Genomic DNA, 16,016 nt, shown 5'->3' on the forward strand with positions numbered 1-16,016 from the left:
TCTACACCCCCAGTCTCTTCTTGAATGGCTGCACGCTGTACTCGCTACTATCCAAACAGTCAACCGGATAGCTGCCGTCATCGGTTCGCACCCATTCACCCTCTATGCGCTTCTTCTCGTCCCACGTGGCGTTCTCCAGCGCCTCTTGCCACTCTTTCAGATGGCTCATGACCTTGTAGCGGCCCTGATTGATAAGGATACTGGTAAGTCGGATCCGGTCTACGATGCCCTCTTTCTTGTATGACGGTGTCACCGTGATAAAGATCTTCCGCCGCTGTAGCTCATTGAGAAGAGCCTGACGGAACAGCTTATCCGCGGATTCCGCGAAGATATGAGCACACGCAAAAAAAGCAGGGTACGTATTACCCCACTCCTCAATCTTATCGACTATTTCCTTGGCGTAACGGTCATGCGTGTAGCCTGTTGACTTACCTTGCTTGTGATAGTAACCATCCAGGAGCACCACTTTACCATACCTTGCCGTGAACCCTGTCAGCGTGGCCACCGTAGCATCTGTACCACCGATATCTATCCCGATGCTGAATTCAATGAACCGCTCATCCTGGATAGCAGCTCGGGCAATGATTACGTCCTTGACAGTATAGCCTGTATATATCCGACCTGTGGCTGCTGTACGCATTCCCTTGATATCAGCCTTATACCATAGGCTGTCCTTGTCATACGTAGCAAGAACCATACGTAGCTGTTCATCTGAGATTGACAGGTTATCAAAAACGGTGAAGTGTGCGTAATTGTACCCTGGGTTACGGCCTGCTTTCTTCTCCTTATCCTGAAAGTCCAGAAAATCACGATAGAACCAATGCGCCGGTGGCTTCGGGTTCAAATCAAAGAAGAGCTGCCGTTTGCTACTAGCGACTGTACGGTCAATTGCCTCCTGCACAAAGCTCTGATGGCACTCGTTGACCTCAGTGATGTACACCGTGCCGTAGGAGTTACCCTTGATCCGCGCTGCGTCATTGGCCTTACCACCACCTGCGATAATAACAACCTTCTCACCGGTCTTTGTCTGAATATACAGTGCATCCCGGTTCTTATACTCCCCTTCGCGGCAACGACCTGCAAACAGCCACTGAAGCCCAAATCCGTTGGAGTCTATTGCGTTCATCTTGGCGGCGGCTAAGCTCACCCCTGCCACCAGATGCAGCTTATCGGGGTGCACCTCCAGGCACATTGCATATGCGATTAGGTTAATGATGTTCTTTCCTGCCCGTTTACCACCTTCTGCCACGTTTAGCCAGCTGTCACGGCTTGCAGCAATATAATTGCTCTGCTTGGCAGTAAGCGGTGCATAGGGGATTAGAGCCGCCTCACTCATCGTCAATCACCCGCTCAGCTACAGGATTGTTGATCAGATCCGCCAGAGCTGTGATCTGCGCGTTCGGATCATCGCCGTCTTTATTTGGCACCTTAGACTTCAGCACGTCGATACGAGCTTTCTGTTCCTCCGTTGCCAGATCCGTCTTCAGCAGCTCATCATACTGCTTGATCATACCCTGGAGCGTTGTCATTGCCCGGCTCTGAGCCGTAAGGAAGGACGCCTGCTTATCCCAAGCCTGCTGCACTTCCCATTTTTGGCCTGACACATTGCCGTCCTTCTCTTCGATCAGCGTGGTCGTGCTGTCATCCCGATCTTTGACGTACATGATCTGCTGAGCCCTAATGATGGCGGTGTACTGGATCATGATGTTGTCCCACAGAATATCCAGAGGAGCTCGGTTCTGCAGTTGCTCCATGATGGCCAGCGACTCTGCCGGCAGATACTTAGCGAACAGTCCATGCTTCTCGGCGTTCTTGTTTCGCTTCGGTGCGGATCCGCCCTTATTGCCAACAGCGTTTTGATTACCCGGTGGTGCACCTCCACGGTTAGGGTGCACCCTTTCAGCTTTGGGTGCATCCATATCCCGATTCCAGCCGTGACGCTTCTTCCATGACTTCACAGTGTTAATGGAGACGGCATATTTTTCAGCGATTGCTTTATATTTCATACCAGCCATATAATCCTGCTCAGCTAATTTTGATGTCTCAGTCATGCTGCATGTTCACCACCTCCGGCGTTGTGTTGTTTCGCGTGGCCACCCAGAAAGCCCAACCTTCTTATGTTTGGTCTTAATTATTTTATAGACGAGACTAAAAACACAAAAAAGCCCAACCTAAAAAAAGATTGGACTTATCGCAATAGATACTTTACAGATGTAAAGTATCGTGTTATAATTAATATATCAAGAGGAGGTGATAATAATGAAGAAACGAAGAGAAAGACGGAAAGAGGATAGAGAGTCAACCTTCAAGATGGTGACTGCAATCATCACCTTGATAAACTCCATCCTCACCCTCATCATCCTGTTGCTCAAGTAGGAAAACCCGAAACCTTGGCCCCGAAAGGGGCTAAGGCATAGGGGATGAAAATCAAGGGCCGTCTTTCCTTCAGTATATCACACTCATAAGGAGCGATGAAGCATGACACGCAAAGCAAGAGCTACAGAGTTAATGACTTATGCCGCGCTTGTAATCAGTATCGCCAATACCGTTATATTGCTGGTGAAGTGGTAATGTACACATTCAACAGCAAAGAAGAACTAGCTGAGTGGATCGCACGCGAAATCTGCGGCGTCTCGGAAGCTATGGAGATATTGGAGTCTACACGGCAGAACATTCACGGATTCGTAAAAAACGGTAAGCTCAAACCGGTTAAAGAAACCAAAAATGAACGTCTCTTCTTCCGTTCTGATCTTATAGAGCGTAAGGAAGCAGCTAAGGCGTATCACACTAAGAAGGACAAGTCCGGTGAATAAGCCGGACTTTCTTTTTGTGATTCCTTTTGACTGTTCAGCTAGTTTTGATGTTTCAGCCATCCTGCATTTTCACCATCGCCGGTGTTGTGTTTGTTTCGCTGCAAAAGAAAAAGAACCCCGAAGGATGCTTACTTCAACAGCTTATAGATTGCCTTAATATAATCGACGTATTGATATGCCCAATCATGATTCGAATCTTTCATTGAATCGAAATTGAACTTGTCATCAGAGTCAAGTCTTACTTCAAATTGTAAATCTTCTGACCGATTATAAGGCTGAACGAGCTGTAATTTCTCAACTCTAACCTCTTTAAAATACAAAATAGTGACTACCATATCACTTTCTCTAAATACAAAAATGTTTTTATCTGTAAAAGCATAAAACTCTTTTTCCTTATTGTCATTAAAGAAATTTTTTGGGTAGAATGCCTTCACTTCATCATCATTTACATAATTTTTAATAGTGGAGAACAATTTTGAGTACCTACTAGTTACTGGATGACCGAAGCTTTTTATAAACTCTTTGTAGCTATTCATGTTAATACACCTCCTTCTCCGCGTCTCATTTCGACAAATAGGAAGGATTTCCCTCTTTTGGCGTCGAAAGAATCAAAAAAGAAGGTTTTTTTTACTCGTTTCTCGCTACAGCCGCGTTAGCCCAGAATACTGCTTGCTCCAAATTCGTCATCGCTAGAGATTGTTCACGACTTTTCGGCGTTACCTCATCAATCAATTCAGCCAACTCTTTCGCTTTGTTACGGATTTCCTCATAGATTTCAGGCTGTCCCGCCTTAGGAGCATGGTACTTAAAATTATTCTCAATTTGTGGATTTGGCATGAAAATCATCCTCTCTGCGACTTTTAGAGTAGCATAATCTTCCAAAATATCTTAAGATATGCTTGTCTTCGACAAACAAAGAAAGGAGGGCCTTTCTCATGGATGAGTTTCAAGCAGATCGTATTATCAGTTTACTGGAAGATATAAAACACGAATTAAAAGAATTGAATAGCACCACCAGCAGTATCGACTCTGATGTCAGCTCTATCCGACTTAATACTTCTGATGTTGAATCTAAGCTGGATAGAATTGAACAGGCAGTACAGATGATTGATCTAAACTAAACCAAACACCCCCGATCAGATTATGAAAGGAGGTGTTCTTATGAACTGGAAATCCGTATCATCTTCAAACCTCGACGCCGTGGCGTATGATGCTGACACATCTACACTTTACGTTAGGTTTAATAATGGCAGTACCTACGCTTATGACGGCGTACCTCAAAGCCAGTATAACGGGCTTATGTCCGCTGGATCTCATGGCGGCTATCTCGCATCAAACATCAAGGGCAGTTATTCCTATCGCAAAGTCTAGTCCTGATTAACCAAAATCACAGCGGGGCCGGTAAAGATCTTCTCTTGCTGCCCTACTGTGATTTTAAATTCCTCGTGGGGCTCAACGGTAAGCACCTCGACACCTTCCCGTTTTGATAGCTCGTCGCTCAAATCTTTGGTTGTCTGATTCATAATTAATTCCTCCTTTGGCATCCAATATTCCCATTTAGGATTATTCCGAAACGCAAAAAAGAGCCCTCCACAGTGGAGAGCCCATTAATAGACAGAATTATAGTAGGTAGGTTGTACGACACGTTGTACGACAGTACGTACGACAAGGATTACAAAAAGTCCTTAGAAATCTTTTCCTTGGCCCTAAAAACATACTCTTGAACGGACCGTTTTGATAGATTTAGCTTACCCGAAATCTCTAACAGCGTCAAGCCCTGCGCCATGTGTAGTAAGAAACAAGTACGCTCCCGATCACTCAGCGATAACAGTGCGTCCACCAGCTTTAACCGCTCAGCCTCTCCCATTTGTTGTCCTGATAGTTTGATATAGATCTCACGCTGCCTGTACACATCTGTAATCTCAGCACCTCTACGGCTCCCCGGGCGGCGTCCTCTCCGCATCCATGTTAGTGCATATCTCATATCTGCCAGCATCCCTGATACGGTCTCAGCTTCCTCCGCTGCTTCTGGATCCTTGAGATCCAAGGTATCTCGATAACGCTCCAGACTATGTGCGTCCGCAGTATACTGACAGATTAGGGTTTCGATCCATGTCGCTTTAATAATACTCATGCTGCTCACTCCTTTGCTATTTTATCAATTCGTGCTTTGACAGCTGCCATTAAGGCATCCTGCCCGTCAGCTTTACGTTCCAATGCTTCTACTGCTTCTCCGTCTATTGTATCTTCGGCCACCAGCCGAACCACGACGATATTATGTTTAACTCCCTGCCGATGCACACGGGCATTCGCCTGTTGATCCTCTTCCAAGCTCCAAATCTGATCGAACCATACAACAGTACGGCAACTAGAATCTTGAAGGTTAAGCCCATGTCCTGCACTCTTCGGATGAAGCAGCAACAGCGGGATTTCATCATTGTTCCAAGCCCTAATATCTTCGTTACCAGCTGCTCCTTTTCGTAGAATCTGCGCCTGTGGGAACTGGGTTTGGATCCGACTTATACTATGCTTAAAGTTGTAGAACACCATGACCGGCTTACCGTTAGCTGCTTCGATAATGTCTTCTAATGCATCCAGTTTTGCATCATGGATGTGTTTAACACCCTTGTCTTCGTCGTACACGGCTCCCGATGCCATCTGCAGCAATTTACCGGACAGTACGGCGGCGGTGTTCGCTACGACATCGGAGTCAATGAACGGCAGTAACAGTTCACGCTCCAGTTTCTTGTACTGCTCTCGGGCTTTTGGAGATAACGGAATTTGAATTGTGCGATCAATTCGCTCAGGAAGCTCTAGCCAATCCTCAGCCTTCATGCTGACGGCGATGTCACTGATCGCTTCGTATATCCGATCCTCAGCTTCTTTCTTCTCTTTCCACTCGTAGACCACATGCCCACTGCGGCTACCAGCATTGAAATATCGATCCCGATAACTGATGATCGTCTTACCAAGTCGTTCCCCTTGATCTAGCAGATACATGGGTGCCCACAGATCCATTAGCCCGTTTGGTGCTGGTGTACCCGTCAGACCGATAACCCTCTTCATGAAAGGCCGCACGCGTCGCAGCGCCTTAAATCTCTTGGAACTCGGATTTTTGAAACTGGACAATTCGTCGATAACAACAGTATCGAACGGCCATTCGCTACCATACTCACTGACAAGCCACTCCACATTTTCGCGATTGATGACCCAAAGGTCTGCATCAGCTTTCAGTGCTTTGCGGCGGGCGACTGCGCTGCCCAGCACCTTTGAGATTCGCAGATGCTGCAGATGATCCCACTTGGCAGTCTCCCGTGCCCAAGTGTCTTCTGCTACTCGAAGTGGTGCGATGACTAGTACCCGTGACGCATCGAAAAGGTCATATAGTAATCGGTCAATGGCTGTTAAGGTGCTTACCGTTTTCCCAAGACCCATTTCAAGCAACAAGGCGATAAAGTTGGTGTCCAGGATCCGAAGTGTTGCGTAATCCTGATAGGTGTGAGCCTTATACTCCATGGATGTACACCTCTTGGATAAAGGCGTGTACACCTTCAAGTGTATCAATCACGTATACCAGGTGCCCACGTTCGCGAAGTTCTTGGTGACGTTTCAGCTGCAAAGGTCTGGGTTGCTCTCCGGGCTTCTTCAGCTCAACGTATACGGTCAGCCCACCAGGTAAAGCGATGATTCTATCTGGTACGCCGTTCATCCCGGGGGAGACGAATTTCCAGTAAAGACCTCCGAGAGCTTTGACCGACTTACCAAGCGCAGATTCTATTTCTCTTTCCAGCATAATCCAAACCTCCGTTGTTGTTGGTTCACGTGTACGCGTATAGAGCGCTATTCACGTTAGCATAGGAATACGAGTTTACATATATTACCTGTTCCTATGCTATTTAATATTCATTGTTACAGAGAGTTTATATAGCAACATTAGAAACAAATACTAATAAGTGCCGTTATACCAAGGGTTTGCGGTGTATCTACAATCTCTCATTTTGTGGATACGATATGGATACCTTAGCAACATCAGGTGTTGCCGACGTTTCCACAAGTTGTCTCATTTTAGCTGATACGGATACAGTGCAGATTCTCGCTCAAAAACCAATTGCACTCCATAATCTGGTATACGGGCTTTCCCTTTACGTTCGCGCCAACCCGGCATGCGTCGCATGATGTCGCATATCTCCCGGGCTTCCCACTTGGACAGCTGCCCTGTTCTATTGTGTAGGCACTCTGTCCATATTTGGGATGCACACACCCGATTACGCTGATCACCCATGATCTGCCCGAACTCATCACCAACAGGGCTGTCCAGCCATTCCTGAATGACACCTTCACGCGGATCAATTTCCATATGTGCAGCTTGCAGCCGTAGCGCCTCATCTTTAGACAGCTTATCCAGCGCCAAAGATTCCCCCGCCTTAAATAGCTGTAGCGCCTCGGCCCATATCTGGCCTACCAGGTTATCTGTTAAGTGCTCCCAATGGCTAAACTTCGCTCTATCCGGAAACACTTCTACAGGCCAAAAGCGGCGGTTCCCTGTGGTATCTCTCAAGAAATCACGGGTGTTTGTTGTTCCAAAGAATACGCATTTGCGAGGAAACTCCGACACCTGGCGGTCATAGGCCACCCGGTAACGATCCTCAGTCTTCGATAGAAACGCCTTAACCTCATCCACCTCAGACTTCTTCATGGCTGACAATTCTCCAATCTCAAAGATCCACCCAGACTGTAGATGCTCCCCGGCTTCCTTATTCTCGAACGTACGCAGGGAGTCACTGAACCATTTCCGGCCCAGCTTAGCTAAAAGACTACTCTTGCCGGCTCCCTGCGGACCTACTAGTACTAGCATTTCGTCAAACTTGCATCCAGGTCGGTAGAGTCGCGAAACAGCTGCCAGAATCGACTTTCGGGTCACCTGCCGGACATAGTGATCATCATCAGCGCCCAGATAGTCAATAAAGAACGTATCTACTCGGGACACTCCATCCCATGTCTGTTCTTCGATGTATTCTTTTATGGGGTGGAATTTATTAGTATGGGCAACCTCAGTAAAAGCGTTTTGAATGGTAGCAGCACCACGCAATTTGTGTACCTTGGCAAACCAGTGTTGCAGTCGTTTGTCATCTGCCCCAAGCCAAGGTTCGTAATCGGAGTGAGCACGTTCTCGATCTCTCCAGGGCAACGGGCGCCGAATCACTTCCGTATTACCGAAAGCATCATATCCGAGCACCCCTCGCCACTCCTCGTGCGACAACACCAGTTCTACATTCCCTGCGGTTGAAAGCAAATCACCAGTTTTACTATGAAACTCCAGTTTATCCTTCCAAGAATCGTCTTCAGCTTCCCTGTCTTCCTCCGGATCATCGTTGAATTCACCGAAAGACTCCTGGATCTCTGCCATGCGCTCCCGTTTAACCTCTGGTAACTGTATAGCCCAGGACTCCATAGCCGTGACGCTTGGTAATTTGGAGATATTGCTCTTCTCACTCACCCGTTCGTCCAGATGACCAAACTTATGAATACGGACCAGGTCAAATATGTTGTAGCTGCGACCATCCGCTGCAGGGTCACTGTCTTGATGCGAATAAGCAAGCTCCTGATCCGGGAAGACCTCCAAGCCGTTCCCGCTGGTGCCTCTGTTGTATGTGTATCGGTAAGGCATAGAGCCTGGGCTATACTCTTCAGAAAGAAACTCCGCTATGCCTTCCTCAATACCATAAGCCCGGCAGAACAGTCCGATCGTTCCGGTTTTCTCCCGGGGATCCTGCACCTTCTTACTGTTAAGCTGCGGGCCTGACTTCTCATCTGGATGTCTCGGCCACTGCATCACATCGGCGCAATCTGTGTACTCTTCGAGAAACGCGTCAACGTCTACAGGCTCACCCTCGGCAACCACCATCTCAGGCGGCTGAGCATCTTTAGAGCAAGAGGGAAGGAACATCAGTCGATGCACCTCAAATGTTGTCTTGTCAAAATAGGACATACCGATTATCTCTGCCATCTTCCGACTGACCGCGGCGTATTCATCCGGTGTCATTGCCCGGCTTGCAGGAAGAATGAATCTGTACTTAAGCCGATCGGGACGGTAACTATGAGTGGTATAAATCGCGTAGGCGGTGCCGCCAATCATCAGATCTACCATTGAGAAGAAATCTTCATCCCCGTGGTCCACATCCAGTGTAATCAGCCAGCGACTGTCGATGTTCTCCTTCTTACGTCGACCGCCCCGAACCAGTCCGCCGACAAAGGCAGGTCCATCCTTGGCATTTCCGCGCCGGATATTATCCCAGCGGTCATATTCGGCGATCGTCTCCGCTGTCCGACGCACCTTGCGTAGCCGGTCTACGAATTCATCCCATGACAAGTATTCTGTTTTCCAGTTGGTGTCGCTTCGGCTCTTACCAAAACTGATATCCAGTTCAATTAAATGCATGTTCTCACATCCTTCAAGGCCTACTTGCACTGTATAATTTAAAAACCTTTTTTTCGAAAATGTGCTAGGATTAAAGAAAAAAAATGGAGCTGATAATTATGGACACGATTGAAGTTATTGAGGTGCCATTAGAATCAATAGATTATGCTTCTAGTTACATAGATCTTGCGGACGATTACTTATATGCCTCTTTTATTGGAGAGACTCTAGCAAATATTTGTAATAGCATCACGATGGAAAGAACCCAAGGTGATTATCCAGCCGTAACAATTAAGTTTCATTGTGTTCCGGAAAACCTTGAAGAATTTAAAATGATTAGCGAAAAACTCTTGGATGATGAAAATGATGATTCTACATATCATTATGGCTCGTATGATCCATATTTATCGGACCGAATCTCATTTCCAACCTTGTTAGAAAGTTATTTCGCCAACTATCTTTTTTCACTTTATGAGTTGGATTCCGATTATGTGGAGAATGAGCTCAGAAAACACCCTGAACATAGATACATGTTCTGGAAATCTCCTATGAGTAGAAGTTTAGATGGCGATTTGTTCTGTTCTAATAAAATGTGGATCCTTCCTCCCTCTGTTAAGATTGAGATACTAACAGAATACTTAGGAGTACGACATCTGAATTTTGAAAAAGCAGAACGATTAAAAGTAAATCAAAGTGACGTACTATTTAATAGTAAAAATGCGGTGCTATTTGCAGAAGAAGAATTTATGAATGCTACGCAATGTCTAGCACACTCATTGATGGATTATGACTCTTGGGACTTTCAAATCCAATTGCCAAAAGTAGAAGATTATTATTTAGACTCTGAAGCAGGAGTCATCCTTGGAGTAGATTCTCTAGGATACAAATTCCTTCATTTTGATCCAAAAAAGCTATCTAAAGATGACTTGGAAGTCTACAACTTTGGAATTCTTACGGCAACTGAAACGTTTGATGAATTAATGGGATATACAGCTGCAATTTCTCTTGATTGGTCACTCCTAGACGACTCGAAATTCGAGGAACTCTGTTACGACGTAATTTATTATTCAGGTCAATTTGATGTAAGCACGATTAGAAAAATGGGATCATCAAGATCTCGAGACGGTGGTAGGGATATTGTTGCTTGGACTAAAGAACTATCAGAGCAATCACCAGCAATGTATATTTTTCAGTGCAAACATACAACAGCTAAATCACTTGCTGGATCAAAAGTAGATGTCGCAGATACGATTGCCCAATTTGGAGCGAATGGATATGGTGTTATGACATCGACAGTTATTGACAGTACTCTTTTTGACAAATTAGATGGCGTTAAAAGAAACCTATCGATTAAAACTGTTACGTGGTCAAAATATGAGTTAGAGCGATTTTTAGAAAAGCATCCAAAAATAAAGGCTCGCTACTTCTAGGATTGTTCATACCGTGAGAAACAATGGACTATCTTTAGTCCATAAAAAATAGGAAGTGCCTGCAACGGGTCAACGGCATTTCCCAGTGCCTTAAGGCGGGAGGCCCTATTTTTCTTCCCTGTTGCTACTCTTGGCGGTTCCCAATTATGCTGGGCTTGCCCCATAAGAGCAGGCTGAGGGTATGAAGAGATAAAATTTATAAGTGCGTCAAGTGGATTCATTCCAAATCCGTCCAACCAATCGGAAAGTTCATAAGGGTCTCCACCCATTCCGGATTGAGTTGTCCCGTATGCCCCTCCCTCATTACCGCACCTGGAACAGTGTCTCGATAGATCTGTGAACGCGGTAGTGTGGCATTCTTGCTGTCTTGAGCTGCTGGTGTCGGCCATAGTTTGTAACAAGTGTTGTAAACCTCTGTTCGCCAGCTCTTGGTCTGTCCATCTCCGTGATCCTCCACTACATCCGATGCATTCGGAGTAGCCCTTAGCCCCTCGGGATTGTCTCCGTTTTGGTAATCTCGGGCTTGAGGTGTTGCCCACAATGAAAATTCGGTAACGCTGGTGCGCGGCGCCGACACCGCAAGCTGGTATAATAATTGGGACGGATTGATAACCAATGTCTTCAAGGTCTTTCCGGATGGTTTCGATAACCATCTCTGCTTCCTCTCGTATTGTTGTTTCGTCTTCCATGACAGTGTCCCAATCGGACTGAGCCATACTGACGAGTCCGATAACATTTTCAGCAACAACATAAGTGGGTCTGAGCTCTCCAATGACTCGGTGCATTTCTGGCCAGAGGTAGCGGTCATCTCCCGTACCTTCGCGCTTGCCCGCATGGCTGAAAGGTTGACAGGGGAAGCCACCGGTAACAAGATCAATTCCTGTAATTCCATCACGATTCAGCACCTCTTTCGTTAAATCTCGTATATCATCATAGATTGGACGTCCCGGGAATCGGCGACGCAGTACCTTCTGAGCAAATGGCTCCTTCTCACAAAAGGCTATAGTCGTAATCCCCGCCCACTCAGCTGCCAAGCTGAGACCTCCGATTCCAGCAAATAGGTCAAGCTGCCTCATAGGAATCAATCCTTCATATAAAAGTCACATTCAAAGCCGGCTGCCTTCAAGGGCAGTCCTAGCGCCCAATCAATCGGCTCACTCATAATCCTTGTCATCTCTTCCACCGATCCGAATCCTGTAGGACAATCCGCTACAATTTCATCATGTACGTGCAACGGAATGGAGTAACCTGCGTTGTCCAACCGGAACATACTCTCAGCAAGACAGTCCCGGGCAATTGCCTGGACCAGATTCTCCACTAGTGTTCCGCCCCATGTCCGCTGTTGCACCCATTGACTGCGTTCATCTTGCGCGTAGAAGGACAGCCCCTCCTTATTGAACTTCGTATCGAACTTGATCTCGGCCTGCGGGTACGCCAAGCTGTGACCGCTTGGAAGATCCGCAAACAATGTCCCACCCGCATAGCGGTAACGAACTCCATGGGCCAGTTCCACTGTCGATTTACACTGAACAGCCTCCATCGCCACAGCCTCTGCACGATACCAAAGTTGTTTAATCTTTGGGTTGGCATCTCGCCACTGTCTAACCAGTCGATCATACTGATCGGGAGAAATCTCTTTGTTCCTATCCATCTTCTCCAGTGCCACTGCCCCACCCCCGAAGCCGCAAGCCAGCGTTGCAACTTTGCCCGGCGCACGGTAACGGTAATTCTCATGGCCCTTGACGATGGTTTCAAGAGGGACACCGAACATACGGGAAGCTGCAGCCTCATATATCTTGCCGTGTCCTTGGAATACATCAAGTACCCATAGTTCATCAGCCAGCCAAGCAATCACACGAGCCTCGATTGCTGCAAAGTCTGCAACCTTGAAAGTGCTACCTTCAGAAGGGATCAGTGCTGTACGGACCAGTTGAGATAGTACAAACGGTAACGCGCCATATAAAAGCTCAAGAAGTTCATAATCTCCAGACCTGAGCACTTCCCGCGCAAGCTGCAGATCTTCGATGTGGTTCTGTGGCAAGTTGTGCATCTGGACATTTCGGCCAGCCCAACGCCAGGTACGCCCCGCGCCACAGAACTGCAAGATCCCGCGCACCCTATCATCCGAACAAAGAGCCCGTGCCATAGCGTCATATTTAGAATTACTGGTCTTTCCCATTTCCTGTCGAAGCTCCAACATGCGCCGTGTCTCTTCGTCAGGTGCGGCGTCCAACAGTACAGGCATAAACTCCTTACCCATCCCGTCAGGCGTCTCCAGCCCGCGTTCAGCTAACCAGGCCTTCACCTGAGACAAGCTGTTCGGATTATCCAGTCCTGTTAGCTCCCGAGCCTCAGCGACCAATCGAGCGGTGTACTGCTCCGCACAAGCAATTGCATGATGGATCAGTGTCGGGTCTAGTCGGACGCCCGAATCGTTAATCCGTTGATCTAGTGCCCACAATCGCCACTCCCGTTCTGGAACAGGGAAACGCTCCAGTTTCCGCCGTACTTCGCGTTCAACAACAACGTCCTGACCGTTATAACTCTTGTAATCCTCCCACTTCTCAGGATCATGGTGCGGATAATTCCGTGTTCGCTGACCATTGGCTTTTGTAGGCTTGCAGGGAACGCTGAAGTACTTGATCAGTGCCTTACCCTTGCTGTCCTTCTGTGCATCAAGCCCCAGAACCTTAGCCGATTGATCCAGCGACCCTGGAAGCCCTAGTGTCAGCGAGTGGACCATTGTACAACGCCACTGAAACGGATTACACTCGACTCCGAAATGACGTTTAATAGATGCTCGTTCAAATGCTGCATTGAAGGCCGTCTTTGTAATAGCTGGATCAATCAGATCATTAAGAATAAAGTCTGGCAGTTCTTGAAAGTCGGTAAGATCTACAACCGTCACAGGCTCATCATCATAGGCATAAGCAAATAGTAAAATTTCAAAATCTGAGGATTCGACATACTTGTGCAAACCACAGCTTTTTAAGTCCACGCTTGAGAATGTTTCTACATCTATTTGAAGAACAGTCACATTCCTTCCTCCATCTCCGGTATTTATGGTTAAGAAAAGGGGACCCTTGCGGCATCCCCTTCTAGACTGATTAATTCAAAAAGTCCTCATCACCGCTGATATCTACGATGTCGTCATCGAATTCCACTCCTGCAAAATCATCATTCAGGTTACTGCGTCCGCCCAAGAACTCACCGTCTTGCACCTTCACGATGTTATTCAGACCAGCTGCAATACCCTTGTTACCCTTGGTATCAAAGAGATAGAAGTTAATGCTGACCCTGACGTAGCAGCCAGAGTAAACTTCTGTAGTATCACTGATCTCTTGGAATTTTGTTGTTCCGTCTCCGTTCTTCCCGACAGGCTTCGCAATCCCAGGCTTGTTCTTACTCTTAGCGCTGAAGAAATACTGTCCGGCGTATTCTGGATTGTCTGGTTTCTCATCGTCACCATCCCGCAACGGTGATTTGAAATTCGTTGGAAGCTTGCCGTTATATTTGGCCTTTGCTTGTTCCTTGAGATGATCTACAACTGTTTTAATCTTACGAAGCGTGTCTTTGTCATCCTTCGGAATAAGGATAGATGTGTTGTACCAGAGCACACCACCATCATCTTCTGTTGGTTCCCAAACATTTGCATAGGACAGGCGAACCTTACCAGTAATAATCTTTGTGCTAACTTCTGCCATTTGAACATTCTCCTTTATGGGTTTCTATTATGAATTTTTCAGGTATTTACGTTTTAGAACTGTTCGTTTGCGAAGTCCTTATCGACACTATTCAGCTCTGCCCGTGGGTCACTCTCCGGAGCAAGTACCGGTTTGCCTTGTGGCTTAATGACCAAATCTGAAAGTAGCTCTTTGAACTGCTTTTTGCCAACAATCGTCTTTTCCAGTTCTCCTAGCGCCACCAGTTCTTGTGGCTTGAGGATCTTCTCAGCCTCAAATCCAGCGTCCAACAACTTTGCCTTGACCGCCTCTTTATCTGAGAACACTCGATTACTCCGCCCCTCGACAAGCTTCCAAAGTGGAATCTGCTGCCCATTCTTAGCCTGAGTAAAAGCATAGTCCTCTACGTCCTTCGCCCAAGTCTTAAGCTGTTCTGCGACAAACAGGATGGAACCGACCTCCTCCAAGGTTAGCAGCGCCGGATCTTTGAACTCATAAGCCAGTGCAGCCATGTTCGCATCAGCACGAGCGCGGCAGTTCGCTTTCACCTTGCACCAGCGGCAATGATCACCAGAAGCAAACTCACCTTCTCCGGCCGCGGCCAGCGCAGCAGCAGGACGAACAATATTCTCTGCCCACTCCAATAACGCAGGTGTTGGCATCTCGTCGGTACTGACTGAATCCAGGCGCGGTTGGACAATAGTCATGTGGATCTCCTCAACTCCATAGAGAAAGTCATAAGCTTGCCAAGCGCCCAAAGCATAGAGTTGCATCTGTGAGTTACCTATAGCTGACACCGGAACGCCCTTTCCATATTTCAGGTCAATGACTTCCATGACACCATCGCTAATGATCACAACGTCTCCAGTGCCGAAACCATCCGGCACCCATTCACTAAAGTCCAACCGTTCTTCGAATAAGATCACGGCGTCCACAGATCGAGCTTTCGCAGTCATGAATCGCTCAGCTACGATATCGGTATAATCCGTAGTAGCTGACTCCATTTCTGAACAGTAGAATGGGTTTTCTTTCACCTTGGTGAGCGCCTTCTCTAGCTCCTTACGTCGCTTGGAATTATTCGGCACAAGTAGTAACTGCAGCTTTACCTCAGCCAACTCATGAGCCACGGTACCCTCTTTGGCAAACTCACTTTCGGACTCTAGGATGGTCTCTTGCAGCTTGGCGCTAGGCGGACAGTTCAGCCATTGACTAGCTTTCGAAGCACCTAATAGGGCATGTGCCCGCTCACTGTGAGCAGGGGTATTCATATAACTTCCAAAGCTTTCATGACAGCTGCGCGGTCTTTTTCTTCCACTTTTGATACAGCATCATATCCATACTCAGAAAGCATAGCCTTGATTTTTGGACCGTTTGCCTTATTTGCTTTGGCAACAGCCGCAGCTTTTTCCCGGAGCTCCACGATAGTAGGGATGTTCTCCTTATCACCAGTGTCCTCTTCTTGATGAATCTCCGGCTCAGAACTGACTTCAGTTTTCACAGGCTCTTCTTGTTTCTTCTCAGTAGTTTTCGGCGGTGTTTGCGTCTGGGTCTTAGCTGACTTATTGGTTTCCGGTGCGGCAGCACCAACCAGAGCAAATGCTAGCCCACCAATCTCCTGCAAGGCTTCCTTTGCGTTTTCACCAGTTATAGTTATTTGTACGGGCATATATGA

18 protein-coding genes are annotated in these 16,016 nt (G+C 47.0%); 4 read left to right on the forward strand and 14 right to left on the reverse strand.

The genetic code is table 11. The annotated features are described in order from the left end of the window. Window position 1: 1 nt before the first annotated feature. Window positions 2–1,336, reverse strand: coding sequence for a phage terminase large subunit (locus NST34_RS25195; RefSeq protein ID WP_341128989.1), 1,335 nt, complete (start codon window positions 1,334–1,336; stop codon window positions 2–4). Then, window positions 1,329–2,051: a phage terminase small subunit gene (gene terS / locus NST34_RS25200; RefSeq protein WP_341128990.1), complete on the reverse strand. Its 723-nt coding sequence runs from the start codon at window positions 2,049–2,051 to the stop codon at window positions 1,329–1,331. Before terS ends, NST34_RS25195 begins: the two co-directional genes overlap by 8 nt. Before the next feature lie 519 nt (window positions 2,052–2,570). On the opposite strand from terS, the gene NST34_RS25205 reads away from it, so the two are divergent. Further along, window positions 2,571–2,813: a hypothetical protein gene (locus NST34_RS25205; RefSeq protein WP_076273446.1), complete on the forward strand. Its 243-nt coding sequence runs from the start codon at window positions 2,571–2,573 to the stop codon at window positions 2,811–2,813. A 128-nt stretch (window positions 2,814–2,941) separates the two neighbouring features. On the opposite strand, the gene NST34_RS25210 is transcribed toward NST34_RS25205, so the two are convergent. Next, window positions 2,942–3,349, reverse strand: coding sequence for a DUF3908 family protein (locus tag NST34_RS25210; protein WP_341128991.1), 408 nt, complete (start codon window positions 3,347–3,349; stop codon window positions 2,942–2,944). 91 nt (window positions 3,350–3,440) lie between these two features. Next, window positions 3,441–3,650 carry an Acb2/Tad1 domain-containing protein gene (locus NST34_RS25215; RefSeq protein WP_341128992.1) on the reverse strand — a complete coding sequence of 70 codons (210 nt, stop codon included), beginning with the start codon at window positions 3,648–3,650 and terminating at the stop codon, window positions 3,441–3,443. A gap of 98 nt (window positions 3,651–3,748) precedes the next feature. Between NST34_RS25215 and NST34_RS25220 the strand changes: the two genes are divergently transcribed. Together NST34_RS25220 and NST34_RS25225 are read left to right on the forward strand one after the other, a co-directional pair. Then, window positions 3,749–3,934 carry a hypothetical protein gene (locus NST34_RS25220; protein WP_341128993.1) on the forward strand — a complete coding sequence of 62 codons (186 nt, stop codon included), beginning with the start codon at window positions 3,749–3,751 and terminating at the stop codon, window positions 3,932–3,934. Between the two features lie 40 nt (window positions 3,935–3,974). After that, entirely contained in the window at window positions 3,975–4,184 is a 210-nt protein-coding gene (locus NST34_RS25225; protein ID WP_341128994.1) for a KTSC domain-containing protein, read from the forward strand. Here NST34_RS25225 and NST34_RS25230 read toward each other — a convergent pair. From NST34_RS25230 to NST34_RS25250, 5 genes are all read right to left on the reverse strand, one after another. After that, complete coding sequence (locus NST34_RS25230; RefSeq protein ID WP_341128995.1) at window positions 4,181–4,336, reverse strand: BC1881 family protein; 156 nt, start codon at window positions 4,334–4,336, stop codon at window positions 4,181–4,183. The genes NST34_RS25225 and NST34_RS25230 overlap by 4 nt on opposite strands. 149 nt (window positions 4,337–4,485) lie before the next feature. After that, window positions 4,486–4,947, reverse strand: coding sequence for a sigma factor-like helix-turn-helix DNA-binding protein (locus NST34_RS25235; protein ID WP_341128996.1), 462 nt, complete (start codon window positions 4,945–4,947; stop codon window positions 4,486–4,488). 5 nt (window positions 4,948–4,952) lie between these two features. Further along, window positions 4,953–6,329 (reverse strand): DEAD/DEAH box helicase, encoded by a 1,377-nt coding sequence (locus tag NST34_RS25240; protein ID WP_341128997.1) that lies wholly within the window; start codon window positions 6,327–6,329, stop codon window positions 4,953–4,955. Further along, window positions 6,319–6,606 carry a VRR-NUC domain-containing protein gene (locus NST34_RS25245; RefSeq protein WP_341128998.1) on the reverse strand — a complete coding sequence of 96 codons (288 nt, stop codon included), beginning with the start codon at window positions 6,604–6,606 and terminating at the stop codon, window positions 6,319–6,321. Before NST34_RS25245 ends, NST34_RS25240 begins: the two co-directional genes overlap by 11 nt. Before the next feature lie 267 nt (window positions 6,607–6,873). Beyond that, a complete protein-coding gene (locus NST34_RS25250) occupies window positions 6,874–9,252 on the reverse strand; it encodes a virulence-associated E family protein (RefSeq protein ID WP_341128999.1) in 2,379 nt (792 codons plus the stop codon). Between the two features lie 98 nt (window positions 9,253–9,350). On the opposite strand from NST34_RS25250, the gene NST34_RS25255 reads away from it, so the two are divergent. Further along, window positions 9,351–10,661, forward strand: coding sequence for a hypothetical protein (locus NST34_RS25255; RefSeq protein WP_341129000.1), 1,311 nt, complete (start codon window positions 9,351–9,353; stop codon window positions 10,659–10,661). On the opposite strand, the gene NST34_RS25260 is transcribed toward NST34_RS25255, so the two are convergent. The 5 genes from NST34_RS25260 to NST34_RS25280 form a co-directional block, all read right to left on the reverse strand. Next, the gene (locus NST34_RS25260; protein ID WP_341129001.1) at window positions 10,658–11,737 is read right to left on the reverse strand and encodes a DNA cytosine methyltransferase; all 1,080 of its coding nucleotides are present in this window, start codon (window positions 11,735–11,737) and stop codon (window positions 10,658–10,660) included. The two genes, NST34_RS25255 and NST34_RS25260, sit on opposite strands and share 4 nt — an antisense overlap. Window positions 11,738–11,742: 5 nt before the next feature. After that, a complete protein-coding gene (locus tag NST34_RS25265) occupies window positions 11,743–13,698 on the reverse strand; it encodes a DNA polymerase (protein ID WP_341129002.1) in 1,956 nt (651 codons plus the stop codon). Between the two features lie 70 nt (window positions 13,699–13,768). Beyond that, the gene (locus tag NST34_RS25270) at window positions 13,769–14,365 is read right to left on the reverse strand and encodes a DUF2815 family protein (protein WP_339211873.1); all 597 of its coding nucleotides are present in this window, start codon (window positions 14,363–14,365) and stop codon (window positions 13,769–13,771) included. A gap of 53 nt (window positions 14,366–14,418) precedes the next feature. Continuing rightward, window positions 14,419–15,612 (reverse strand): DUF2800 domain-containing protein, encoded by a 1,194-nt coding sequence (locus NST34_RS25275; protein WP_341129003.1) that lies wholly within the window; start codon window positions 15,610–15,612, stop codon window positions 14,419–14,421. After that, a complete protein-coding gene (locus tag NST34_RS25280) occupies window positions 15,609–16,010 on the reverse strand; it encodes a hypothetical protein (RefSeq protein WP_341129004.1) in 402 nt (133 codons plus the stop codon). The genes NST34_RS25275 and NST34_RS25280 overlap by 4 nt, the downstream gene beginning before the upstream one ends. Window positions 16,011–16,016: the final 6 nt, after the last annotated feature.

It is taken from the genome of Paenibacillus sp. FSL H7-0714, from assembly GCF_038003765.1.
GTDB lineage: Bacteria > Bacillota > Bacilli > Paenibacillales > Paenibacillaceae > Paenibacillus_AQ.

Coding starts and splice junctions, on each gene's coding strand:
- NST34_RS25195 (WP_341128989.1), bottom strand. CDS start 1,336: ATGAGTGAGGCGGCTCTAATCCCCTATGCACCGCTTACTGCCAAGCAG.
- terS (WP_341128990.1), bottom strand. CDS start 2,051: ATGACTGAGACATCAAAATTAGCTGAGCAGGATTATATGGCTGGTATG.
- NST34_RS25205 (WP_076273446.1), top strand. CDS start 2,571: ATGTACACATTCAACAGCAAAGAAGAACTAGCTGAGTGGATCGCACGC.
- NST34_RS25210 (WP_341128991.1), bottom strand. CDS start 3,349: ATGAATAGCTACAAAGAGTTTATAAAAAGCTTCGGTCATCCAGTAACT.
- NST34_RS25215 (WP_341128992.1), bottom strand. CDS start 3,650: ATGCCAAATCCACAAATTGAGAATAATTTTAAGTACCATGCTCCTAAG.
- NST34_RS25220 (WP_341128993.1), top strand. CDS start 3,749: ATGGATGAGTTTCAAGCAGATCGTATTATCAGTTTACTGGAAGATATA.
- NST34_RS25225 (WP_341128994.1), top strand. CDS start 3,975: ATGAACTGGAAATCCGTATCATCTTCAAACCTCGACGCCGTGGCGTAT.
- NST34_RS25230 (WP_341128995.1), bottom strand. CDS start 4,336: ATGAATCAGACAACCAAAGATTTGAGCGACGAGCTATCAAAACGGGAA.
- NST34_RS25235 (WP_341128996.1), bottom strand. CDS start 4,947: ATGAGTATTATTAAAGCGACATGGATCGAAACCCTAATCTGTCAGTAT.
- NST34_RS25240 (WP_341128997.1), bottom strand. CDS start 6,329: ATGGAGTATAAGGCTCACACCTATCAGGATTACGCAACACTTCGGATC.
- NST34_RS25245 (WP_341128998.1), bottom strand. CDS start 6,606: ATGCTGGAAAGAGAAATAGAATCTGCGCTTGGTAAGTCGGTCAAAGCT.
- NST34_RS25250 (WP_341128999.1), bottom strand. CDS start 9,252: ATGCATTTAATTGAACTGGATATCAGTTTTGGTAAGAGCCGAAGCGAC.
- NST34_RS25255 (WP_341129000.1), top strand. CDS start 9,351: ATGGACACGATTGAAGTTATTGAGGTGCCATTAGAATCAATAGATTAT.
- NST34_RS25260 (WP_341129001.1), bottom strand. CDS start 11,737: ATGAGGCAGCTTGACCTATTTGCTGGAATCGGAGGTCTCAGCTTGGCA.
- NST34_RS25270 (WP_339211873.1), bottom strand. CDS start 14,365: ATGGCAGAAGTTAGCACAAAGATTATTACTGGTAAGGTTCGCCTGTCC.
- NST34_RS25275 (WP_341129003.1), bottom strand. CDS start 15,612: ATGAATACCCCTGCTCACAGTGAGCGGGCACATGCCCTATTAGGTGCT.
- NST34_RS25280 (WP_341129004.1), bottom strand. CDS start 16,010: ATGCCCGTACAAATAACTATAACTGGTGAAAACGCAAAGGAAGCCTTG.